The organism is Pseudomonas sp. GL_117, assembly GCF_057835125.1.
In genome coordinates this window covers 3,645,007-3,667,134 of record NZ_CM174418.1, presented here as the reverse complement: position 1 = coordinate 3,667,134, position 22,128 = coordinate 3,645,007, and the positions used below count along the sequence as shown (strand labels likewise).

General features: G+C 63.0%; 18 protein-coding genes. 11 read left to right on the top strand and 7 right to left on the bottom strand.

Annotated features, from left to right (window positions below; all coding sequences use genetic code 11):
- Positions 1–197: 197 nt before the first annotated feature.
- The 6 genes from AC3ISR_RS16490 (at position 198) to AC3ISR_RS16465 (ending at position 6,595) form a co-directional block, all read left to right on the top strand.
- Positions 198–1,112: a LysR family transcriptional regulator gene (locus tag AC3ISR_RS16490; protein WP_192296417.1), complete on the top strand. Its 915-nt coding sequence runs from the start codon at positions 198–200 to the stop codon at positions 1,110–1,112.
- 123 nt (positions 1,113–1,235) lie between these two features.
- On the top strand, positions 1,236–2,198 hold the full coding sequence (locus AC3ISR_RS16485) for a hypothetical protein (protein WP_463984829.1): 963 nt from the start codon (positions 1,236–1,238) through the stop codon (positions 2,196–2,198).
- A 230-nt stretch (positions 2,199–2,428) separates the two neighbouring features.
- Positions 2,429–3,019, top strand: a complete 591-nt coding sequence (locus AC3ISR_RS16480; RefSeq protein ID WP_305391042.1) for an antibiotic biosynthesis monooxygenase — start codon at positions 2,429–2,431, stop codon at positions 3,017–3,019.
- Positions 3,016–4,854 carry an amidohydrolase gene (locus tag AC3ISR_RS16475; RefSeq protein ID WP_226457476.1) on the top strand — a complete coding sequence of 613 codons (1,839 nt, stop codon included), beginning with the start codon at positions 3,016–3,018 and terminating at the stop codon, positions 4,852–4,854. Before AC3ISR_RS16480 ends, AC3ISR_RS16475 begins: the two co-directional genes overlap by 4 nt.
- Positions 4,855–4,882: 28 nt before the next feature.
- Positions 4,883–5,500 carry an isochorismate family cysteine hydrolase YcaC gene (ycaC, locus tag AC3ISR_RS16470; protein ID WP_192296414.1) on the top strand — a complete coding sequence of 206 codons (618 nt, stop codon included), beginning with the start codon at positions 4,883–4,885 and terminating at the stop codon, positions 5,498–5,500.
- 213 nt (positions 5,501–5,713) lie between these two features.
- Entirely contained in the window at positions 5,714–6,595 is an 882-nt protein-coding gene (locus AC3ISR_RS16465) for a LysR family transcriptional regulator (protein ID WP_489324378.1), read from the top strand.
- Here AC3ISR_RS16465 and AC3ISR_RS16460 read toward each other — a convergent pair.
- Together AC3ISR_RS16460 and AC3ISR_RS16455 are read right to left on the bottom strand one after the other, a co-directional pair.
- Entirely contained in the window at positions 6,582–7,619 is a 1,038-nt protein-coding gene (locus AC3ISR_RS16460) for an AraC family transcriptional regulator (protein ID WP_489324377.1), read from the bottom strand. The genes AC3ISR_RS16465 and AC3ISR_RS16460 overlap by 14 nt on opposite strands.
- A gap of 1 nt (position 7,620) precedes the next feature.
- Positions 7,621–8,535: a GGDEF domain-containing protein gene (locus AC3ISR_RS16455; protein WP_489324376.1), complete on the bottom strand. Its 915-nt coding sequence runs from the start codon at positions 8,533–8,535 to the stop codon at positions 7,621–7,623.
- Positions 8,536–8,925: 390 nt separating this feature from the next.
- Here AC3ISR_RS16455 and AC3ISR_RS16450 point away from each other — a divergent pair, with 390 nt between their 5' ends.
- The 5 genes from AC3ISR_RS16450 to AC3ISR_RS16430 all read left to right on the top strand — a co-directional run bounded on the left by AC3ISR_RS16450 (position 8,926) and on the right by AC3ISR_RS16430 (position 15,406).
- Positions 8,926–11,439 carry a TonB-dependent receptor gene (locus AC3ISR_RS16450; protein WP_463984830.1) on the top strand — a complete coding sequence of 838 codons (2,514 nt, stop codon included), beginning with the start codon at positions 8,926–8,928 and terminating at the stop codon, positions 11,437–11,439.
- 142 nt (positions 11,440–11,581) lie between these two features.
- Positions 11,582–13,444 carry a phytase gene (locus tag AC3ISR_RS16445; RefSeq protein WP_489324375.1) on the top strand — a complete coding sequence of 621 codons (1,863 nt, stop codon included), beginning with the start codon at positions 11,582–11,584 and terminating at the stop codon, positions 13,442–13,444.
- 46 nt (positions 13,445–13,490) lie between these two features.
- Positions 13,491–14,183, top strand: coding sequence for a protein TolQ (gene tolQ / locus AC3ISR_RS16440; RefSeq protein WP_192296408.1), 693 nt, complete (start codon positions 13,491–13,493; stop codon positions 14,181–14,183).
- Positions 14,184–14,198: 15 nt separating this feature from the next.
- Complete coding sequence (gene tolR / locus AC3ISR_RS16435) at positions 14,199–14,645, top strand: protein TolR (protein WP_489324374.1); 447 nt, start codon at positions 14,199–14,201, stop codon at positions 14,643–14,645.
- Positions 14,642–15,406: an energy transducer TonB gene (locus AC3ISR_RS16430; protein WP_192296406.1), complete on the top strand. Its 765-nt coding sequence runs from the start codon at positions 14,642–14,644 to the stop codon at positions 15,404–15,406. Before tolR ends, AC3ISR_RS16430 begins: the two co-directional genes overlap by 4 nt.
- A 5-nt stretch (positions 15,407–15,411) precedes the next feature.
- On the opposite strand, the gene AC3ISR_RS16425 is transcribed toward AC3ISR_RS16430, so the two are convergent.
- From AC3ISR_RS16425 to AC3ISR_RS16405, 5 genes are all read right to left on the bottom strand, one after another.
- Positions 15,412–17,532: a TonB-dependent receptor gene (locus AC3ISR_RS16425; RefSeq protein ID WP_463984834.1), complete on the bottom strand. Its 2,121-nt coding sequence runs from the start codon at positions 17,530–17,532 to the stop codon at positions 15,412–15,414.
- Between the two features lie 312 nt (positions 17,533–17,844).
- Positions 17,845–18,789 carry a D-isomer specific 2-hydroxyacid dehydrogenase family protein gene (locus AC3ISR_RS16420; RefSeq protein WP_192296404.1) on the bottom strand — a complete coding sequence of 315 codons (945 nt, stop codon included), beginning with the start codon at positions 18,787–18,789 and terminating at the stop codon, positions 17,845–17,847.
- Positions 18,786–19,955 carry an acyl-CoA dehydrogenase family protein gene (locus AC3ISR_RS16415; protein WP_463984836.1) on the bottom strand — a complete coding sequence of 390 codons (1,170 nt, stop codon included), beginning with the start codon at positions 19,953–19,955 and terminating at the stop codon, positions 18,786–18,788. The genes AC3ISR_RS16420 and AC3ISR_RS16415 overlap by 4 nt, the downstream gene beginning before the upstream one ends.
- 124 nt (positions 19,956–20,079) lie before the next feature.
- Positions 20,080–20,763, bottom strand: coding sequence for a peroxiredoxin-like family protein (locus AC3ISR_RS16410; protein WP_463984837.1), 684 nt, complete (start codon positions 20,761–20,763; stop codon positions 20,080–20,082).
- Positions 20,760–22,106: an LLM class flavin-dependent oxidoreductase gene (locus AC3ISR_RS16405; RefSeq protein ID WP_463984838.1), complete on the bottom strand. Its 1,347-nt coding sequence runs from the start codon at positions 22,104–22,106 to the stop codon at positions 20,760–20,762. Before AC3ISR_RS16405 ends, AC3ISR_RS16410 begins: the two co-directional genes overlap by 4 nt.
- Between the last annotated feature and the right edge of the window lie 22 nt (positions 22,107–22,128).

Genomic DNA, 22,128 nt, shown 5'->3' with positions numbered 1-22,128 from the left:
ATCCGTAGTCGATGGGAGCGTTCCCGGTGGATGGATGCAGTGTAGACCGACACATTCTTGGCGCCCGACCGCCCGGCTGACGAGTTAATCGTTGTTAATTTCGCCAGGTCCGGGCGTTGAAAAGACAGCACAGGCGTGCAATCCAGGCGGCGTTCTGCGTGCTTATCTGGCGGTTCGCCAATCGTGTGGATACCGCTATGAATCGCAACGACCTGCGTCGCGTCGACATGAACCTGCTGGTGATTTTCGAGGCGCTGATGTTCGAGAAGAACCTGACCCGGGTCGCCGAAAAACTGTTCATGGGCCAACCGGCGGTGAGTGCCGCCCTGGGCCGCCTGCGCGACCTGTTCGACGATCCGTTGCTGCTGCGCAACGGGCGGGGCATGGAGCCCACGCCACGTGCCGTGGCGATACTCAAGGAGTTGCAACCGGCCATGGACATCATCTCGGGCGCCGTCAGCCGCGCCAAGGACTTCGACCCTTCAACCAGCTGTGCGGTGTTTCGTATCGGCCTGTCCGACGACGCCGAGTTTGGCCTGTTCCCACCATTGCTCAGCCAACTGCGTGAAGAGGCGCCCGGGATTGTCGTGGTGGTGCGCCGCGCGAACTACCTGCTGATGTCGGCGTTGCTGGCCAGTGGCGAGATTTCCGTGGGGGTCAGCTACACCACGGAATTACCGGCGAATGCCAAGCGCAAGAAGCTGCGGGATATTCCGTGCAAGGTGCTGCGCGGGGACGACGGTGTCGCGCCGCTGACCCTGGATGAGTACTGTGCGCGGCCCCATGCAATGGTGTCGTTCTCCGGAGACCTGAGCGGCAATATTGATCTGGATTTGGCCCGGATCGGCCGGGCCCGTCGGGTGGTGCTGGCGGTGCCGCAGTTCAGTGGGCTGCGGGCGTTGTTGGCGGGTACGCAGATTATTGCGACGGTGCCGGATTATGCGGCGTGTGCGTTGACCGAAGGCACCCCCTTACGAGCGGAAGATCCGCCGTTTGCGATTGATGCCGCGGAGCTGTCGATGGTGTGGAGTGGGGTGCATGACAATGATCCGGCGGAGCGCTGGTTGCGTGGGCGGATTGCCGAGCATATGGCGCGGGCGCTTCAGGTTTGATCGCCGATCAACCCGCGCCAGAATTAAGCAAAGTCCAGGACGTCCGAGTCGTTTTACTGACAGCCTCTTTGAGTAAAGGCTTTCTACTATGGAGGGACTTTTCCAGCGAAGGCAGTTACTCCTATGCGCATTGGCAACTTACCCCTGTTTCCACATGTAGCACCTGAAACGTCTGTTCTCACACCAGGTTTATCCTCGGCGAGTGTGCAGCGTGAGCAGCGCAGTAGTCACAGTGAAGGACACCGCAAAAGCCCGCAGCCGGCAGCACGTGCCGGCGCTGCGGAAACTACCGTGATGTCAAAGCTTGACAGGGTCAGTGAGCCAAAACTTCAAATCAATAAAGAGGCGACCAAGCCGAATGTGCTATTCGGTGTGGATTACTATGTTTATACGCCTAGCCCTGGATTGAGCAATATCACGTTTCCAATCACTATCGATAAAGGCGCTCAACGCAAGAGCAGCAAGGATGGCGGGATCTATTACGCGATGCAGTTCGGCGTCAATAATGAAAAAGGTAATAAGCTGGGGACTGGCTACATTGGGATGCAGCCACGCGGTGACGGTAAGGCACTGGTGGTGTTTTCCGGATTTGGTCCGCATTTCAGCGCTCCCAAAGGTCGTCCCGAGGCGGATGGAGGACCAGGGGGCAGTAATAGCACATTGGTAGATTTCAAGTTTGGTCATAAATATAACCTGACAGTAGAGCGAGATCCCGATAACGCCAAGCGGCTAAAGGCCTATGTTCAGGATGTTACGGACCCCGATAAGCTTGGGCCCAAACAGCATGTGAAAGATCTTGATGTCGATCAGAAAGTTGCATTGGCCGGCTATAATATTGGATTTGTCGAACACTATGGCGCGATGATCGACCGAAGTTCACAGATTGCGCCGACAAGTGGCAGTTTTTTTGCTCCCTTTAGTACAGACGACAGAGGCCGTGTTAGAAATGGTTCAGTCAATAGCAGAGGCTTGTATGGCCGATTCGCGAATTCAATGACCGGCACCCAGGAGATTACAAAAAAGTTTGAGAGGCGTACCCAAGTGAAATTTTCTCTTCAGGGGGTTGGTTATGAAAAGAAGGCCTGAAGTCTAGAACCTGAGGTGTTGTTATTGAGCCCCGCGAACAATCAAACGCGTGGGCGCATGGGCGAACACATGGCGCAGGTGCTTTAAGGTTTGGCGTGCATATCCGTTTGTTCGGTAACGGGTGTGTACCCAACCCACCCACCCCAAACAGCACATACATCCAATTCCCCATCCCCAATCCCCACCAAACTCCCCCCATCGCTCAACTCTCCAGGGGGGAATCAAACGTCATGGACCCTACACCCAAAACCAGCCCCGACGAAGTCGTCACACTGGTCGTCAAACACCTGGTCAAGCCAGGCCGCGAAACCGACTACGAAGCCTGGCTACGCCGCATCGTGCGCATTGCCGGCGAACGCCCCGGCCACCTCGGTGTGGACGTCGTACGCAGCAAACAAAACAAGCTCGCGCTGTTCACCTGCGTCCTGCGCTACCGCTCCACCGATGCTCTGGAACAGTGGCTCGATTCCCCCGAACGCAAGACCCTGATCGCCGAAGCCGCCCCCATGCTGGCCGACGGCGACAACACCGAAATCGGTGCCGTCAACGAGTTCTGGTTCAACCCCGAAACCGAAAACGCCGCCAAGCCGCCGCGCTGGAAGCAAGCCGTGGTCACGCTGTGCGTGATCCTGCCGCTGACCCTGCTGGTGCCGATCATCTGGGGCCCGGTGCTGCGCCTGCACCCGTTGCTCTCCAACTATGTGGTCGCCACGTTCCTGATCACCCTGACCATCGTGCTGCTGGTGGTCTACCTGCTGATGCCGGCGGCCACCCGCCTGTTCGCTCCCTGGCTTGAAGCCTCTGTAAAGGAAACCCTATGAACGCCGATCTGATTCTGTTCAATGGCCAGTTCCACACGGTGGACCGGGAAAACCCGCGCGCCACCGCCGTCGCCATCCACCAAGGGCGCTTTGTCGCCGTCGGCACCGATGCTCAAGCCATGGCCCTGCGCGGCAGCGGCACCCAGGTCATCGACCTCAAGGGCCGCACCGTGATCCCGGGCCTCAACGATTCGCACCTGCACCTGATCCGTGGTGGCTTGAACTACAACCTGGAGTTGCGTTGGGAAGGCGTGCCATCCCTGGCCGATGCATTGCGCATGCTCAAGGACCAGGCCGACCGCACCCCGACGCCACAGTGGGTGCGCGTGGTCGGTGGCTGGAACGAATTCCAGTTCGCCGAAAAACGCATGCCGACCCTGGACGAACTCAACCAGGCCGCGCCGGACACCCCGGTGTTTGTACTGCACCTCTACGACCGCGCCTTGCTCAACCGCGCCGCCCTGCGCGTGGCCGGCTACACCAAGGACACGCCGAACCCGCCGGGCGGCGAGATCGTGCGTGACAGCAACGGCAACCCCACCGGCATGCTGGTGGCGCGCCCCAACGCGATGATCCTGTATTCGACCCTGGCCAAGGGCCCGAAACTGCCGCTGGAGTACCAGGTCAACTCGACCCGCCAGTTCATGCGTGAACTCAATCGCCTGGGCCTGACCAGCGCCATCGACGCCGGTGGTGGTTTCCAGAACTACCCGGACGACTACGCGGTAATCGAGCAGTTGGCCAAGGACGAACAGTTGACGGTGCGCATCGCCTACAACCTGTTCACCCAGAAGCCCAAGGAAGAGCTCGCCGACTTCAAGAACTGGACCGGCAGCGTGACCCTGCATCAGGGCGACGACTACCTGCGGCACAACGGCGCCGGCGAGATGCTGGTGTTCTCCGCCGCCGACTTCGAGGACTTCCTCGAACCACGCCCGGACCTGCCGCTGACCATGGAGCAGGAGCTGGAGCCGGTGGTCCGCCACCTGGTGGAGCAGCGCTGGCCGTTCCGCCTGCACGCTACCTATGACGAATCCATCTCGCGCATGCTCGACGTGTTCGAGAAGGTCAACCGCGACATCCCGTTCAACGGCTTGCCGTGGTTTTTCGACCACGCCGAAACCATCACGCCGAAAAACATCGAGCGCGTGCGCGCCCTTGGCGGTGGTATTGCGATCCAGGACCGCATGGCGTTCCAGGGCGAGTACTTCGTGGAGCGCTACGGCGCCAAGGCCGCCGAAGCCACGCCGCCGATCAAGCGCATGCTCGCCGAAGGCGTGCCGGTCGGCGCGGGCACCGATGCCACGCGAGTGTCGAGCTACAACCCGTGGACCTCGCTGTACTGGATGGTCAGCGGCCGCACCGTGGGCGGTCTGGAGCTGCACGCCGAAGGCCTGCCGCGCCTGACCGCGCTGGAGCTGTTTACCCACGGCAGCGCCTGGTTCTCGTCCGAGCAGGGCAAGAAGGGCCAGATCAAGGTCGGCCAGTTGGCGGACGTCGCGGCACTGTCGGCGGACTTTTTCAGCGTCGATGAAGAAGCCATCAAGTGGATCGAGTCGGTCCTCACCGTGGTCGGCGGCAAGGTGGTCTACGGCGCCGGCGACTTTGAAGATGTCGCACCGCCACGCGTGCCGGTGCTGCCGGACTGGTCGCCGGTGGTCAAGGTGCCGGGGCACTGGCGCCCGAGTTCGCCGTTGCAGGCCCAGGTTCACCAGTGCAGCGGCCCGTGCGGCGTGCATTCCCACAGCCATGAAAAGGCCCGGCTTTCCAGCGTGCCGGTCAGCGACTTCCAGGGTTTCTGGGGCGCGTTTGGCTGTTCCTGCTTTGCTTTCTGATTTCCCATCCCCCGTAAGGAGTTGAACCATGGCTAGCCCTCGTTTGAACAAAGATGACGCCGTTGTACTGTTGGTTGACCACCAGACTGGCCTGATCTCGCTGGTGCAGGATTTCTCGCCGAACGAATTCAAGAACAACGTCCTGGCCCTGGCCGATGTGGCGAAGTTCTTCAACCTGCCGACCATCCTCACCACCAGCTTTGAAAGCGGCCCCAACGGTCCGCTGGTGCCTGAGCTGAAAGAACTGTTCCCGGACGCGCCGTACATCGCCCGCCCTGGCCAGATCAACGCCTGGGACAACGAAGATTTCGTCAAGGCCGTGAAGGCCACCGGTCGCAAGCAGATCATCATTGCCGGTGTGGTGACCGATGTGTGCGTGGCGTTCCCGACCTTGTGCGCGCTGGAGGAAGGCTTTGAAGTGTTCGTGGTCACCGATGCATCGGGGACCTTCAACGAAACCGTGCAGCAGGCTGCCTGGGCACGCATGACCGCCGCCGGTGCACAACTGGTGAACTGGTTTGCGGTGGCGTGCGAGCTGCAACGTGACTGGCGCAACGACATGGAAGGCCTGGCCAACCTGCTGTCGCCGCGCATCCCCAACTACCGCAACCTGATGAACAGCTACTCGGCGTTTACTGCCAAGTAAGCGGTTCTGCATCACACCGTTGAACCCTGTGGGAGCCGGGTTTTTGTGGGAGCGGGCTTGCTCGCGAATGCGGCGTGTCAGTCAAAGATGTTCCAACTGACCCAGCGCTTTCGCGAGCAAGCCCGCTCCCACAGAAGCCAGCTCCCACATTTTGTTTTGTGGTATTGCGACTAACCGGATATAAAACAGCCCATCGTCCACCGAGAAGCGACAATGAACCCCTTTGAAGACATGCGCCTGTTTTGCCAGGTCATGGAATCCGGCAGCTTCACCGCCGCCGCCGAACAGTTGGGCCTGTCCAAGCAGTTCGTCAGCCGCCGCCTGATCCAGCTCGAAGACCGCCTCGGCGTGCGCCTGCTCAACCGCTCCACCCGCCGCCTGGACGTTACGCCACTCGGCCAGAGTTACTACGAATCCGCCTTGCGCCTGCTCAGTGAAGTCGAGCAAGTGGAGCAGGGCATCGCCGGCCAGAACAGCGAGCCGCGCGGCACCATTCGCCTGAGCGCGCCGTTGTCGTTTGCCATGGCCCATCTGGGTTGCCTGTTGCCGTTGTTCTTGCAGCGCTATCCCGAGGTCGCGGTCGAGGTCGACCTCAGTGACCGCCCCGTTGACCTGATCGGCGAAGGCTACGATCTGGTGCTGCGCATCGGCACCCTGGAAGACTCAACCCTGATTGCCCGCCGCATCGCCAGCATCCCCCGGGTGTACTGCGCCAGCCCCGACTACCTGGCCCGGCGCGGCACCCCGCAAAAACCCGATGACCTCGCCGCGCATGACTGCCTGCCCTACGGCCATGGTCGCCAGGTGCAGTGGCGCTTCAAGGGCAAGCTGCAAGCGGTGAACGTGTGCGGGCGCATGCGCGTGAACAACGGCGACCTGTTGCGCGACACCGCGATTGCCGGGCTGGGCGTCACCTACCTGCCGACTTTTATCGTCGGCGAGGCGTTGAAGGACGGCCGCCTGGTGACGGTCCTCGACGAATTCGCCCCCGAAGACCTGACCTTGTCGGCGGTGTACCCGCAGCACCGGCAAAGTTCGCGCCCGGTGCAGGCGCTGGTGGAGTTCCTGCGCGAGCGCCTGGCTAGCGGCTGTTGAACAGCTGGCGGATCAGGCTCGGTGTGCTGCCGGTCCAGCGCTTGAACGCGCGGCGAAAGTTCGCCGCGTCGTTGAAGTTCAAATACGCCGCCACTTCCTCATTGCTGTAGCCCTTGACCTGATACAGGTGCAACGCGACCTGCTTGCGCACGCGGTCGACCTGCTGCTGAAACCCGGTGTCGTGCTTGTGCAATTTGCGCTTGAGGGTCGCCGGGCTCATGGCGAAGGCCTGGGCCGCCTGCTCCAGGCTCGGCGCCTGGCGCACCTGGTCGCGCAGGTAATCGTAGAGGCAATCGAGAAAACTGCCGGCAAAACCCAACTGCTCGATCTGCTCGCGGGCTTGCTGGCGTGCCACTTGCCCAGCCGTGGCCGAGGCGCCCGGCCAGGCACGGGTCAGGTATTCACGGGGGATGCTCAGCATGTCCAGCGGGCGTTCGAAGCGGGTTTCTTCGCCCAGGTGCACCCAATACTGCTCGACGTAACGCGGCTCGGCATGGCTGACACTGCACGCCCACGGCAGGCGCTCGCCGCTGAGCCACTGGCTCATGGCAACCAGCGAGGTCATGCTCGCTTCCAGCAGGAAACGCCAGTGTTCGCCGGCGCCGCAGCTGTCCAGCCAGTACAGGTAGGCGTGGTGCTCATCCAGTTCCAGTTGCAGGCTCACCAATGGGCTGAGCAGCACTTGCTGCTGGATCAGGATCTCGAGGGCCTGATGCAGGTTCTGCGCATGCCCCAAGGCGTGGCTGGCCGCGCCGTAATAGCCTGGCAGCAGGCGCTGGCCAAACAGGAAGCTGCTGTCGTCGGCGTCCAATAATTTGCGGCTGTTGCCGATCAGCGCAAAAAACTGCTGCGGACTCAGGCGCGCCGTACCGGCCAGGATGTCTTCGTGAAACAGCCCGGTGCCGCGCAGCAGGCGATGGCTGTCGATGTCCCGCGACAACGCCAGGTCGATCAGTGTGGCGGGTTGGTAGTGCCCGGGGATGAAGCGGCTGTCGGCTTCATACCAATCGGTTTTCACGGCCATCTCAGGCGCTTTTCGCGAGGGGGTGTTTGGCGCGGGCAAGGGCCAGGTTCAGGCGCTTGAGCAAGTCCTGGGGCGCTTCGTCGAGGGCCATCACCACGGCCGTGGTCGCCGCCAGCTGCAGGCGTTCGCCTTGCTGGCGGGTCTTGTGGGCGAGGGCGCGTACGCTCTGTTGCAGTTCCAGTGCGAGCACCTGGGCCTGGCGTTCGCCGGTGTCTGGCAGCAGCACCACAAAACGATCACCGGCCAGGCGGCACAGCAAATCCTGGCGGCGCAGGTTCAGCAACAGCGCATGGCTGAGGGCCTGCAATACCGCGTCGCCTTCGGCATGGCCGTAGGCCTGGTTGATTGCGGCGAAGTTGTCCAGGTCCAGGGCCAGCAACGATAGCGGCCGTTGTTGCTCGCGGCTGTCTTGCAGGCTCTCGGCCAACTGGCGCTTGAGGTAATCGGCACCGGCCAGCGGCGTGAGTTTGTCGAACAGCCGGTGCTCGCGGAACAGCCGCTCGCGCTTCTCCATCTGCGCGCTGATCGCCAGTTGCTCGCGGTGCCAGTGGTAGATGCCGATGGTCAGCAGGATCATGCCCACCGGCATTGGCCCGGACTCGAGCCAGTGGTCCCAGGTGATGCTGTCGGGCAGGCGGATGAACTCGTCGAGGCTGTCGATCCACCATGAGAAAAAGATGCACGACAGGCCCAGCGCCAGGTAGTTGGTCACGCGCCCGGCGGGGCGGCTTTTCAGCACCAGGCCAAGCCAGACCAGGGCGAGCAGGGCCGAGCCGCCTTCGCCGAAGATGTCCAGCCAGACCCATTCGCTGACGCTTTTCAACTCGCCGCAGGCCAGGTGCAGGAGCAGCCCGAGGTTGGCGGCGATCAGCAGCAGGGCGAGTTTCCAGCGGTGGGGGTTGAGTACGCAGAACATGGCCGCGAGTCCTTGGGCAACGAAGCGATGGGCGCCAGCACAGCAGATGGATGTGACGGTTGCATGACGATGGGGGTGGGTCGAATCAGCTCACGGCAAACCCCCGATCTTTTGGCAAACACCGTTCAAATGTGGGAGCTGGCTTGCCTGCGATAGCGGTGGATCAGGCAATCAAGCTTCAACAGGCAGACCGCTATCGCAGGCAAGCCAGCTCCCACAGTTTAAACCGAGGTCATTTCAGCTCATTTGTTCACTGAGGTGCGCTCCAAACCGCGGTTTACCGGCCTTCGCGCCAACTCCTGTCACAGAACCGTCATCCCCCACCCCTAGCTTGCCCTCCCAGTTGTCAGGCCTCTTGCCTGGCGCCAACGGATTCTTGGGGAGGATTGCATGTACAAGCGCACCGGGCTCGTCAGCTTCACGCTTACCGCCTTGGCCCTGGCGATTGCCAGTGAGCGGCTCAATGCGGCCGAGGCGGCCACCACCGAGCACGTCGAAGTGGTCGGCCAGGCGGCGGCGATTGATTCGGCGTTGAAGGAGCAGCGCACTTCCGACAGCATCAAGAGCGTGGTGCACGCCGACGGCGTCGCCCAGCTGCCGGATGAAAACGTCGCCGAAGCCGTGCAGCGCCTGCCCGGTGTCAGCGTCGAGCGCGACCAGGGCGAAGGGCGCTTCGTCAGCGTGCGCGGCCTGGGCCCGGACCTCAACAGCGTGACCATCAACGGCACCCTGGTGCCAGCCCCGGAAAGCGCACGCCGCGCCGTGGCCCTGGATGTGCTGCCTTCGGAGCTGGTGCAATCGCTGTCGGTGATCAAGACCTTGACCCCGGACATGGACGCCAACTCCCTCGGCGGCACCGTCGACGTGCAAAGCCTCTCGGCCTTCGACCACAAGGGCCTGTTCTACACAGGTAGCAGCGAAGCCAGCTACGACAAGAACACCAGCCAGACCAGCCCAAAATTCTCCGGCGCGGCCAGCAACCGTTTCAGCCTTGGCGACGGCATCGACAACTTCGGCGTGGCCGCCGCGCTGAGCTGGCAGAAGCGTGACTTCGGCTCGGACAACGTCGAGACCGGCGGCGCCTGGGACTTCACCGACGGCGCCAAACTCAACGAATTCGAACAGCGTGACTACGACATCAGCCGCGAGCGTGCCGGTGGTGGGCTGAACTTCGACTACAAGCCCGACGACCTCAGCAGTTATTACCTGCGCACCCTCTACAGCCGCTACAAGGACACCGAGACCCGCAACTCCACCAGCATCGAATTTGCCGACCCGCTGGCTGCCGGCGAACTGGGCGATGCCGAAGCCAAGCGCAAGTTGAAGAACCGCGAAGAGACTCAGGAAATCCAGTCCTACGTGTTGGGCGGCGAACGCATGCTTGGCCTGTGGACCCTCAGCGGCCAGGCCGGTTACAGCCAGTCCAGCGAAGACAGCCCGGGGCATATCGCCGGTGCGACCTTCGACGGCGGCGACTTCGCCAATAGCGGCTTCTACGACAAGGACAAGCCACGGCCGATCATCGGCGCCGGTTTCTACGACGCCAGCAACTACACCCTCGACAAAGTCGACTGGGAAAAACAGAACACCAAGGACACCGAGAAAAACCTGCGCCTGGACCTGGCCCGCGACTACGACCTGAGCGGCTACGCCTCGCAGTTCAAGTTCGGCGGCAAAGTCAGCCGCCGCCACAAGACCAACGACCTGGAAGCCTGGGCCTACAAGGACTTCGACGACCTCGGTTTCAGCGACGAACAGCTCAACCTCACCCAGTTCCAGAAGGGCAGCGTCGACTACCGCCTGGGCAACTACGGCCCCGGCATCAGCGCCAGTGGTATCAAGCAACTGCTCGGCGGCCTGAATGCGGCGGACTTTTATGACGAGACCGAATCGCGGGTCAACGACTTCACCATCCGCGAAGACATCAACGCCGGTTACCTGATGAACACTGTCGACATCGACGACTGGCGCTTCATCGCCGGCCTGCGCTACGAAGGCACCGAGTTCGACGCCAAAGGCACCGGCGCCACCGACGGCGTGTTCAGCGACAACCACACCAAGCGCCGCTACCACCACTGGCTGCCGGGCCTGCATGCGCGCTACCAGATCGACAAGAACACCCAGGTGCGCGCGGCCTGGACCAAATCCGTGGTGCGCCCGACCTTCGGCCAGCTGGCGCCGGGCTTTGTGATCGACGATGACGAAGCCACCTTCGGCAACCCGAATCTCAAGCCCCTGGAATCGAGCAACCTGGACCTGGGCATCGAGCACTTCATGGGGCGCGCCGGCACTGTCTCGGCGTTCGTGTTCTACAAGGACATCAAGAACTTCGTCTACAACACCGACCTGGCCGGTACCGGCGCCTGGACCAATTTTTCCGAGGCCCACACCTACGCCAACGGCGACAGTGCCAAGCTCTACGGCCTGGAACTGGCCTACTCGCAGAAGTTCGACTGGCTGCCGGCGCCGTGGAACGGCTTGCTGGTCGGCGCCAACACCACGTTCAGCCGCTCCAGCGCCGACATCGAGGGCTTCGACAGTGCCAGCGGCAGCAACCGCAAACGCAATATCAGCCTGCCGAACCAGTCGGACAGCGTCGGCAACCTGATGCTTGGTTGGGAAGACGACAAGCTCAGCCTGCGCCTGTCGGCCAACTACAAGTCGGCCTATCTGTACGAGCTGGCCTCGATCAACGACAAGGCCCACGACCTGCACGTCGATGCGCAGACCTTCGTCGATTTCAGCGCGCGCTACTCGCTGACCAAGAACCTGCAAGTGAGCTTCGAGGCGCAGAACCTGACGGATGAGTCGTACTTCGTCTACACCGGCCATCGCAGTTACAACGGCCAATACGAAGAGTACGGCCCGACTTACAAGCTAGGCCTGACCTTCACCCATTTCTGACTTCAACACATTCCCAATGTGGGAGCGGGCTTGCTCGCGAATGCGCTGTATCAGTCACCACAGCTGTTACTGAACCACCGCGTTCGCGAGCAAGCCCGCTCCCACAGTAGATCTCCATTGTTTTCAAAGGATTTGTTTGTTCATGAGAATTTCCAAACTGTACTTGCTGGTTGCCCTGGCAATCGGCGCACCTGTGATGGCTGCTGACCTGACCCTGACGCCTTGGGCGACTGGCTTGAATGCTGAGGCCATGGCCTTTGTGAATAGCAATGAACGCCTCACCGCCGGCCCCCGCGACGGCTTGCAACTGGTCGACGCCAAAGGTGCCGAACTGGCCCGTTTCAAGGGCAACTTCAGCAGCCTCGATACCCGCACCGCCGGTTCCCAGACCCTGGTCGCCAGCCTCGACAATGATCGCCAGCAAGCCCTGCTGATCAGCCTCGACGCCTCCGCCAAGACCTTCGGCAAACCGCTCTACCTGCCGACCCGCGACTACGCGGTGAACGGCCTATGCCTGTACCGCGATTCGGCGGCCAACCTGTTTGTGTTCCTGGTGGGTAAAGAAGGCAAAGGTGAACAGTGGCTGGTGGGCAATGGCGCCACGTTGTTGAACGAACCCCAGCGCGTACGCGGTCTGCCGTTGCCACCGTCGGCGCAATTCTGCCAGGTGGACGACGGCGCCAATCGCCTGGTGGTGAACGAAGAAAACCTCGGCTGGTGGGCTTACCCGGCGCACCCGGAAGCGGATGTGAAACGCACGCCGGTGGCAGTGTTCGACAATCCCAAGCGCGAAGCCGGGGCCATGGCGCTGGTGCCGGGTGGTGTGATCGCGCTTGATCCCAAGACGGCGCAACTGCATCTGCTCCAGCAAACCGGCGAGCGTTGGGTCGAGCAATCGAGCCTGAGCCTGCCAGGCCTCAAGGAACCGGAGCAACTGGCGGTGAGCGGCCAGCAACTGCTGGTGCGTGATGACGACACTGGCAAGCTCTATCAGGGCAAGCTCAATTGGCAGGCCAAGTCGGTGCCGGTCGAAGCGGTGATTCCAGAGGTCGCGGCCATGCGCCAGACCGATCCTGTCGGCCGTCAGGGCGATGCAGCGGATGATCCGGCGATCTGGATTCACCCCGAGCAGCCGGGCAAAAGCCGCGTGCTCGGCACCAACAAAAAGCAGGGCCTGCTGGCCTATGACCTGGACGGCAAGCTGTTGCAGGAACTGGCGGTCGGGCGCCTGAACAACGTCGACGTGCGCCCCAATTTCAAGTTGGGCACGCAGACCGTCGACCTTGCCGTCGCCAGCAACCGTGATCACAACAGCCTGAGCCTGTTTAGCATCGACCGCAGCAGCGGCGAGCTACGCGAAGCCGGTGAAGTGCCGACGCCGCTCAAGGCGATCTACGGCATCTGCCTGTTTCAGCCCGCCAGCGGCGAGATCTATGCCATTGCCAACGACAAGGACGGCACCTTCCTGCAATACCGCCTGAGCGCCGCGGACGGCCGCGTGCACGGCGAGTTGGTGCGCCAGTTCAAGGTCGACAGCCAGCCCGAAGGCTGCGTGGCCGATGACCAGCGCCAGCGCCTGTTTATCGGCGAAGAAGACGTCGGCGTGTGGGCGGTGGATGCCCGCGCCGACCAGCCGGCCAAGCTCACCAGCGTGATCAAGGTGGGGCCGCAACTGCATGCGGACGTCGAGGGCCTGGCGTTGTACCAGAGCGATAAACGCGACTACCTGGTGATCTCCAGCCAGGGCAACGACAGCTACCTGGTGGTGGATGCCGAACCGCCGTTCGCCACCCACGGTGCGTTTCGCGTCGGCCTGAATGCCGACGCCGGTATCGACGGTGCTTCGCAGACCGATGGCCTGGAAGTCACTGCGATCAACCTCGGCGGGCCCTGGAGCCAGGGCATGCTGGTGGTGCAGGACGGGCGCAAGCGCATGCCCGAGCAGGCCCAGAACTTCAAGTTTGTGCCGTGGGCCGAGGTGACCCGCACGCTGAAATTGCCGTAACGCGTCATCACCCGGTCATCACTTTTTATTCGAATAGGAGTTCACCATGCACGCGACGATGGAACATATGACGATCTGGGGTTTGATCAGCGACGCCAGCCTGTTGGTCAAGGCGGTGATGATCACGCTGCTGCTGGCTTCCTTGCTCAGTTGGTACTTGATCATCCAGCGCGGCACTGTGCTGCGCCGCCTGGAGCGCCAGTTGCACGCTTTTGTGCAGCGCTTTCGCGCCGCGCCCGACTTGCAGCCGCTGTACCGCGACGCGGTGCAGGCGGGTGAGGGCGGCATTGCGCCGATTTTTATCGCCGGGATCGAGGAATACCAGCACCTGCACAGCCATGATCCGGCGGTGCTCGAAGGGGTGGAGCGGGCGTTGCAGGTGGCGATCACCGAGCAGGAAATCGAACTGGAAAAGGGCCTGCAATTTCTCGCGACCGTGGGCTCGGTCAGCCCTTACATCGGCTTGTTTGGCACCGTGTGGGGCATCATGAATTCGTTCATCGGTTTGTCCCAGGTGCAACAGGCCACGCTGTCCACGGTGGCGCCGGGCATCGCTGAAGCGTTGATCGCCACGGCCATCGGTCTGTTTGCGGCGATTCCGGCGGTGATCGCCTACAACCGCTTTGCGGCCCGTGGCCAGACCTTGCTCACCCGCTACTACGCCTTCGGCAACGAACTGCAAGTGCGCCTGCACCGTACCTTGCGCGGCACGCCGATCAACCTGGCCGTAGCCGCCTGAAAGAGGAGCAAGACGATGCTGACCAGGCCGCAACGCAAGCACGGGCCCAAGGCCGAGATGAACGTGGTGCCGTATATCGACGTGATGCTGGTGCTGCTGGTGATCTTCATGGTCACCGCGCCGATGCTGACCCAGGGCGTGAAGATCGAACTGCCCAAGGTCGCCGCCGAGGCGCTGGCCACCGACACGCGCCAGCAGGTCCTGACGTTGTCGGTGAAAGCCGACGGTGGCTACTACTGGAACCTCGGCGGCGAACTCGATACCCAGCACCAGACCGACAGCGCCGTGAGCCTGGACGAAATGGGCGCCAAGGTCATGCAGGTGGTGGCGGCGCGCAGTGACACCCAGGTGTACATCCGCGCCGACGATAACGCCGGCTACGGCCGCGTGGTCGCGGCCATGGCGGTGTTGCAGAAAGGCGGTGTGAGCAACCTGGGGCTGGTGACCGAGGCCACGCAATGACGGCGATGATCATGCACAGTCCAAGGCTTGCAAGGCTGCCCCGGGACACGGCGGGGTTTTGGCGCAACAGCTTGGCGGCGAGCATCGCGGTGGCGCTGCACGTCGGTGTGTTGGCCGCGCTGATGCTGGGCTGGTCCACGGAAAAACCGCTGGTGGAGGCACCACGGGTGATGCACACCCAGTTGGTGATGCTGCCCCCGGCGCCCGCGCCAGTGCCTGAGCCAGTGGTCGTCGCACCCCCCGCGCCACCGGAGCCGGTTGCCGTGCCGGTACCGCCCAAACCCGTGGTCGATCCACGGATCCAGGCGCAAAAGCTGGAGAAAGCCGCCTTGGCCCGCAAGCGGGTCGAGGACCAGAAAATCGCGCAGCAGCAAGAGCGACTGGCGACCGAGCAGCGCAACCGCGAGTTGGAGCAGCAGCGCCTGGACCAACAACGCCTGGCCGCCGAACGCGCCCGTCCTGCGGCCCCGGCGGCAGCCCCGGCGTTTGACAGCCGCCAATACCAGCCCTTGAGCAAGCAAGCTCCGGACTACCCGGAGCGCGCCCTGGACAAGAACATCGAAGGCGATTGCTCCGTGGAGTACACCGTCAACCCTCAGGGCCGCGTGGAAAATCCGCGGGTGCTCGACGGCTGCCATCCATTGTTCATGCGGCCTTCACTGGCGGCGGCGAACACCTTCCGCTACCAACCGCGCATCGTTGAGGGCAAGGCGGTCGCCGTACCGGCGGTGCGCAACACCTTCCACTACCGCATCAAATAGGCGCCTCAGAGGTCGTAGCGCACTGACAGCAACACGGTGCGCGGGTCGTTGACCGAGTAGTAGCGCGCACCGCTGGACGGCACGTAGCCCACCGATTGCGGATAGGCGCGGTCCAGCAGGTTTTTCACCGCGAGGGTGGTGGTCCAGTGGCCGTCGCCGCTGATGTAGCGGGTGTTGGCGTTCCAGAAGGTTTGCTGCGGCACTTGCTGGATGTCGTCGTTCAGTGCGTTGGCCCAGGACTTGGTCTGGAACTGCGCATCCGTGCCCGCCAGCCAGGTGCCCGGCAAGCCGGCCGGGATTGTGTAGTTGAGACCGACGCTGGCGTTCCAGCGCGGCGAGAACACCAGGTGCTTGCCGTTGGCATCCACGCCTGCGCCGCTGGCGTTCTGGAAGTCGTCGTACTGGCTTTCCAGGTAGCCGAGGTTGGCGGTCAGTTGCAAGTCGCGGCTCAGGGCGGTGAGGGTCTCCAGCTCGACGCCGTAGGTGTGGGCCTGGCCGACGTTGGTGCGCAGGCTCACGCCCAGCGCCGGGTCGTAGGCGTTGGTCTGCAGGTCCTTGTAGTCGTTGTAGAACAGCGCAACGTTGGCGCGCAGGCGCTGGTCGAAGAAGTCACCCTTCAAGCCGGTTTCCCAGGTGGTCACGTCTTCCGGCGAGAACGCCTGCTCGGCGGCGGCGCGGGTCGGTGCACGGTTGTCGTAGCCGCCGGCCTTGAAGCCCTTGGCGACGTAGGCGTACTGGTTCAGGTGCGGGGTCCAGGCGTATTCGAAGCCGAGTTTCGGGCTGGTGGACTGCCAGGACTTGCTCGACTCGGCGGCAAAGTTGGTGCCGGTGATCTGCCGGTCGGTGTTGATCGCGTAGTTGGTGAACTCGAAATTCTTGTGCTCGCGAGTAAAGCGCAGGCCGGCGATCAGCGACAGTTGCGGGGTGATCTTGTAGGTGCCCTGGCCGTAGAGCGCATAGCTTTCAGTGTTGGTGGTGCTGTACTGGCCCTGGCCGATCACGCGGTTGCGTGGGATGGAATAGGTGAGGTTGTCGCGGTCGGCGTCGAAGCGCTCACGGTACAGGTACAGGCCGGTGCTGAAGCTGAAGGCGTCGTAGTCGCCGTTGAGTTGGAACTCCTGGGTCGCGTAGTTCTGCTTGTAGAGGATCAGGTTGTTCTGGATCAGCGCGGCCTGGCCGGAGTTGTCGTAGTCCACCGGCTGGTTGAACGAGGACCAGGCGGTGACCGACTTGACGTTCAGGTGATCGTCGATCGCATAGAGGGCGCGTAACACCGAACTGCCCTGGTCGAGGCGGTTTTTCGGGTCGAGGCTGCTGTAGCTCTTGAACTTGTCGAAATGCCCGTTGGCATCGAAGGGCGAATAGCTGGTGGTGTCACCGCGGTCAAAGGTGCCGGCCAGGGTCAGTTGCACATCCCACGGCGAATCCTCGGGCTTGTAGCGCAGCTTGCCGCGATAGGACTGGATGTCGACGTTGTTCACGTCCTTGCCCCGCGTCGGGTTCGACACGGTGCCGTCGCGGCTCAGGCGGATCGCCGAGAAGCTGGCGAACAGCGCGTTGTCCACCAGCGGGCCGCTGATCAGGACGCGGCCGTTCTGCGCGTTGTAGTTACCGGCGCCAAGTTCGACGAAACCACGGGTCTCCTGGTTCGGGTCGCGGGTGATCACGCGGATCGCCCCGGCGCTGCTGTTGCGTCCGTACAGTGTGCCCTGGGGGCCGCGCAGCACTTCGACGCGCTCGACATCGTTGAAATCGAGCATCGAGGAAATGGCGCGGGGGATGTACAGGTCGTCGGCATACACCGCCACGGCGGCTTCCTGGATCGGGTCGGTTTCGCCGATGCCACGGATGCCGTAGGTCTGCGCGCTGTAGGAGATCGACTGGCGACTGAGGGTCAGGTTCGGCACCTGGCCGGAGAGGTCGCGCACGCTGCGGATCTGCTTGTCGTCCAGGGTCTGCTCGTCGAATGCGGAAATCGCCAGCGGGGTTTTCTGCAGGTCTTCGCTGCGGTGTTCGGCGGTGACATTCACCACCGGCAGGGCGGTGTCATCGGCGTGGGCGTAGACGCCGAGCAAGGCGAGGGAAGCGGCGAGGGTGAGGCGGCTGGGCACACGGGCATGGCTCATGGTGATGTCCTGAGAAAGTGGGGGTTGGCAAGGCCTCCACCTGGTCAGGGGTCGGTGCTGGCTGTAACAATATGGATATGAAAGGCGTTCGTAAAAGTCCGTTTTGTTATATGTTAATTATTAATAATATGCATGGTACTTGTTATTTAATTGCTTTTTTCTGATTATATTTCCGGCTCGCCCAATACCCAATGTGGGAGCGGGCTTGCTCGCGAATGCAGTGTGTCAGTCTATGAATAGGTTGACTGATTCACCGCCTTCGCGAGCAAGCCCGCTCCCACACAAGCCCGCTCCCCCATTTATTGGGTGGTGTCAGGGTTTGGCGAGGTTGGCCAGTTCAGAACCGGCCACATAGCGCTCCAGATTCGCCAAGAACGTATCCGCAATCTCATGGCGACTGTGGGTGGAAATCGCCGAGGTATGCGGCGACAACCTCACCCGCGGGTGCGTGTACAGCGGGTGCCCATCCGGCAACGGCTCGGGCTCGGTCACGTCCAGCGAGGCCAAGCCAACCTGGCCATTATCCAGCGCCTGCAGCAACGCCTCCTGATCCAGCAAGCCACCCCGCGCAATGTTGATCAGGTGCAGCCCCGGCTTGGCGCTGGCGAGCACATCGCGGTTGATGAGGTTGCGCGTGGCCTCGGTCAACGGTGCGGCCACCACCAGGTGGTCGGCACGGGCGAACAGGTCGTGGATGTCCTTGGCGGCGTCCACGCCTGCGCTGAAGGGCGCCTGGCTCTGGCGCAACGCCACAACGTTGATCCCCAGGGCCTGGGCTTTCTGCGCCAGGCGCTCGCCAATCGCGCCAAAACCGAGAATGCCCAAGGTGGTGCCCTTGAGCGGGCGCAGCGGGGTGAAGTTCCACTGTGAGTCCTTCACCCAGATGTCCGGCAGGTGCTTGGACGCGGCAAAGATCGCGGCCAGGGCGAACTCGGCCAGGTTGTCGGCGGCACTGCCGCGCGAGGTGGTCACCGGCGGGCCGTTGAACAGCCAGTGCGGGTAGAAATCGATGCCCGACGACACCAGGTGCACCCACTGCGTGCCGTAGGGCCAGCCCGGTGGCGGGGTGTCCGGGGCGGTGTAGCCGCGTACGTTGATCGGCCGCGCCAGCAGGATATTTGCCTGGGATGGCAGGTCACTGGGGACGCCCACGGGCACACCGATGACTTGGGCCTCGGGGTGGATCGCAGCGAGGCGCTCGCGGATCACCTGGTTGAAATCTTCATCCAGCTGGCTGGCAATAATCACCTGAGTCATGTGCGCTCCTTTTGGCGTTGGGCGAAAGCGGCCTTGCCGGCGCCTTGCAATACGGCGTCGTCCTGCGGTGTGTGCACGCGGCTGCAGAGCACATCGCGGTAGTGGCGTTGCAGCGGGTTGTGACGCGACAGGCCTGGGTTGCCGGAGGCCTCGATGGCCAGCTCGACGGCGCGAATCGCGTTGTTGGTCACCAGGTACTTCAACTGCGCGGCATTCGTGGCCGGGGTGTGGCCTTCGGCGGCGGCGTCGAGCAAGCTACGGTTGGCGAACAGCAGGGTGTCGATATGGCCGACGGTTTCCTGGAAGCGCGGCAGGGTCGACAGCGCCGCGCCGAGGTTGGACGGTTGGCGTTCTTCCAGCCAGTTCACCAGCCAGTCACGCGCCGCCTGGGCCACGGCGTCATAGACCGAGGACAGCAACACCGACATCCACAGGAACCCTTCGGCATCCAGTTCCGGCGACGGCGCGCTCCACGGGCTGACACTGACGGCGTGGTCCAGCGGCACCAGCACGTTGTCGAGCACCACTTCGTGGCTGCACGTGGCGCGCATGCCGAGGTGGTCCCAGGTGTCGATGATGGTCACGCCGGGGCTGTCCTTGGGCACCAGCCAGGTACCCACCAGCGGGTCGGCGTCATTGCTGCGGCCCCACACGCCGAACCAGCTCAGGCCGTGGCTGCCGGTGGAGTAGATCTTGCGCCCGCTGATGCGCCAGCCCTCGGCGGTGCGTACGGCGGTGGTCGCCGGCAAGCCGCCACGGGCCGGGGTGCCGAGGTCGGGTTCGACGCGCAGGGCATTGATCAACCCGCCGTTGCGCACGGCGTCTTCGGCGACTTGGGTGCGCAGGTGCGCGGGCCAGGTCTTGCTGTCTTGCAGGCGCGTGTGTTGCAGGTATTGCATCACCAGGATCAGTGCGGTGGAGGGTTCGCCCTTGGCAATCGCACTGATCGCCTTGCGTGCCTGGGGCAGGCTGGCCCCGCCGCCACCGAGGGACTTGGGCACGGTGATGGCGACCAGGCCGTGTTCGTGCAGGCGTTTGAAATTGGCATGGGGGAAGGCGCCGCTTTCGTCGTAGAGGTGCGCGGTGCTGGCGAGTTCGGCGCTGAGGCGTTCGAGCAGGGCTTCGAAATTGGCGACTTCGACGGAGCGTAGTGACGGTTGGGTCATGGGAATGTACTCGGTCAGAAATGTGGGAGCGGGCTTGCTCGCGAAAGCGGTGTGTCAGGCCACGGATTCACTCGCTGAACCACCGCCTTCGCGAGCAAGCCCGCTCCCACAGGAGAGTGTGGGCTTAGATGGCCAGTCGTACGGCTTGATGGCCCAGCAAACGCTCGACTGCCTGCAACACCGGCTCGGCTTGCGTGCGTACCAACCAATCCGGACTCACCTGCACAAACGCCACCGTGCCATCCCTGGCAATCACTACCACCGTCGGCTGCGGCAATTCCCAGGTGCCGGTGCCAGTGGTTTCACCGATGCTGTTGCCCTTGGCCAGCGCCGCGTTACGCGACGCCTCGTCAAAGCTGTAGAGAATCCCCAGGCGCCGCGCGAGGTTGTTGTCTCGGTCACTGGCCACCAGCAATTGCAGGGCGTGGCGGGTCTTGATCTCCACCAGGCGCTCGGGCACTTGCGGGCTGACCGCCACCAGCGGCACGCCGAGCTCGCGCAGGCGCGGGTAGAGCTGGCGCTCGTAATAGGGCAGGGCGATGTTGCACGCCGGGCAGCCGGCAAAGCGGAAGAAGATCAGCACCGCGGGGCCGTCGGCCAGCAGCGACTCGTGGTTGAGTTCGCCGCCTTCGACATTGAGCAGGGTGAACGGGTCCAGCTCATCGCCGACCTGCACGTAGTCGTCGGGGCGTGCTTCAGCCACCAGGCGTTGGCGCTGGTCGATATTGATCTGCAGCGCTTGCGGCGCCCAGGTCGCGACCCGTTCGGCGTGCAGGTCCGCCAGCTGACGGTTGAGGGATTCGCTCATGCCAGCGCCTCCTGTTTTTCTTTTACGTTGGCGACGCTGTAACGGTTGGCCGGTACGTCCAGGCCGAGGTTGTCGCGCAGGGTCTGGCCGCTGTATTCGCTACGGAACAGGCCGCGTTGCTGCAGTACCGGCACCACCAGTTCGGTGAAGTATTGCAGGCCGTCCGGCAGCACCGAGTTGACGATGAAGCCATCGCTGGCGCCGCGCTCGAACCAGGTCTGGATCGCATCGGCGACTTGCTCCGGGGTGCCGACAAAATCACGCTTGGGCCGCGAGAAACGCAGGGCCACTTCACGCAGGCTCAGGCCTTCATCCCTGGCTACCTGCTTGATCCGGTCGGAACCACCTTTTTGGCTGTTGGAGCCGAGGTCGCCCAGTTCCGGGAAGGGTTCGTCCAGTGGATATTTGCTGAAATCGTGGTCGTTGAACGGGCGGCCGAGGGCGACGATGGCGTCCTCGACGGTGACCAGGTCCACGGCTTGCTGATAGCGGCTTTCCACTTCGGCGGCATCGCGGCCGACAATCGGGCGGATGCCGGGCAGGATCGACAGGCTGTCGGGGTCGCGACCAAAACCCTTGGCGCGGCGCTTGAGGTCCTGGGAATACGCCAGGCCTTCCTCGATGCTCTCTACATGGACAAAGATCGCATCGGAATTTTCAGCGGCAAAGTTGCGCCCGTCTTCAGACGTGCCCGCCTGGAAAATCACCGGCTGGCCCTGACGCGAACGCGCAATGTTCAGCGGGCCCTTGACCGAGAAGAACTCGCCCTTGTGGTTCAGCGCGTGCAGCTTGCCCGGGGTGAAAAATTCGCCGCTGTGCTTGTTGTAGGCGAAGGCGTCGTCTTCCCACGAGTCCCACAGGCCCTTGACCGCGTTCACGTGTTCCTTGGCGATGCGGTAGCGCACGGCGTGGGGCGGGTGCTCGGCCTTGCCGAAGTTGTCGGCGGTGCCGCTCAGCCACGAGGTCACTACGTTCCAGCCGGCGCGGCCGCCGCTGATATGGTCCAGGGACGCGAACTGGCGCGCTACCTGGTAGGGCTCGGTGTAGCTGACGGTCACAGTGGCGACCAGGCCGATGTGGGTGGTGATCGCCGCGAGTGCCGAGAGGATGGTCAGCGGCTCGAAGCGGTTGAGGTAGTGCGGGCTGGACTTGGCGTGGATGTGCAGGCTGTCGGCGATGAACACGAAGTCGAACTTCGCGGCTTCGGCCAGTTCAGTCTGCTGCTTGTAGAAGCCGAAGTTGGTGCTGGCGTCCGGTTGGGCCTGCGGATGGCGCCATTCGCCCCAGCCGTGACCGACGCCGTGGACCATGGCTCCGAGTTTGAGTTGACGTGGCTTGCTCATGTTCTGCTCCTGTTGGCGCGAT

Coding starts and splice junctions, on each gene's coding strand:
- AC3ISR_RS16420 (WP_192296404.1), bottom strand. CDS start 18,789: ATGACTCAGGTGATTATTGCCAGCCAGCTGGATGAAGATTTCAACCAG.
- AC3ISR_RS16460 (WP_489324377.1), bottom strand. CDS start 7,619: ATGGCCGTGAAAACCGATTGGTATGAAGCCGACAGCCGCTTCATCCCC.
- AC3ISR_RS16450 (WP_463984830.1), top strand. CDS start 8,926: ATGTACAAGCGCACCGGGCTCGTCAGCTTCACGCTTACCGCCTTGGCC.
- AC3ISR_RS16480 (WP_305391042.1), top strand. CDS start 2,429: ATGGACCCTACACCCAAAACCAGCCCCGACGAAGTCGTCACACTGGTC.
- AC3ISR_RS16410 (WP_463984837.1), bottom strand. CDS start 20,763: ATGAGCGAATCCCTCAACCGTCAGCTGGCGGACCTGCACGCCGAACGG.
- AC3ISR_RS16485 (WP_463984829.1), top strand. CDS start 1,236: ATGCGCATTGGCAACTTACCCCTGTTTCCACATGTAGCACCTGAAACG.
- AC3ISR_RS16430 (WP_192296406.1), top strand. CDS start 14,642: ATGACGGCGATGATCATGCACAGTCCAAGGCTTGCAAGGCTGCCCCGG.
- AC3ISR_RS16415 (WP_463984836.1), bottom strand. CDS start 19,955: ATGACCCAACCGTCACTACGCTCCGTCGAAGTCGCCAATTTCGAAGCC.
- tolR (WP_489324374.1), top strand. CDS start 14,199: ATGCTGACCAGGCCGCAACGCAAGCACGGGCCCAAGGCCGAGATGAAC.
- ycaC (WP_192296414.1), top strand. CDS start 4,883: ATGGCTAGCCCTCGTTTGAACAAAGATGACGCCGTTGTACTGTTGGTT.
- AC3ISR_RS16425 (WP_463984834.1), bottom strand. CDS start 17,532: ATGAGCCATGCCCGTGTGCCCAGCCGCCTCACCCTCGCCGCTTCCCTC.
- AC3ISR_RS16465 (WP_489324378.1), top strand. CDS start 5,714: ATGAACCCCTTTGAAGACATGCGCCTGTTTTGCCAGGTCATGGAATCC.
- AC3ISR_RS16455 (WP_489324376.1), bottom strand. CDS start 8,535: ATGTTCTGCGTACTCAACCCCCACCGCTGGAAACTCGCCCTGCTGCTG.
- tolQ (WP_192296408.1), top strand. CDS start 13,491: ATGCACGCGACGATGGAACATATGACGATCTGGGGTTTGATCAGCGAC.
- AC3ISR_RS16490 (WP_192296417.1), top strand. CDS start 198: ATGAATCGCAACGACCTGCGTCGCGTCGACATGAACCTGCTGGTGATT.
- AC3ISR_RS16405 (WP_463984838.1), bottom strand. CDS start 22,106: ATGAGCAAGCCACGTCAACTCAAACTCGGAGCCATGGTCCACGGCGTC.
- AC3ISR_RS16475 (WP_226457476.1), top strand. CDS start 3,016: ATGAACGCCGATCTGATTCTGTTCAATGGCCAGTTCCACACGGTGGAC.
- AC3ISR_RS16445 (WP_489324375.1), top strand. CDS start 11,582: ATGAGAATTTCCAAACTGTACTTGCTGGTTGCCCTGGCAATCGGCGCA.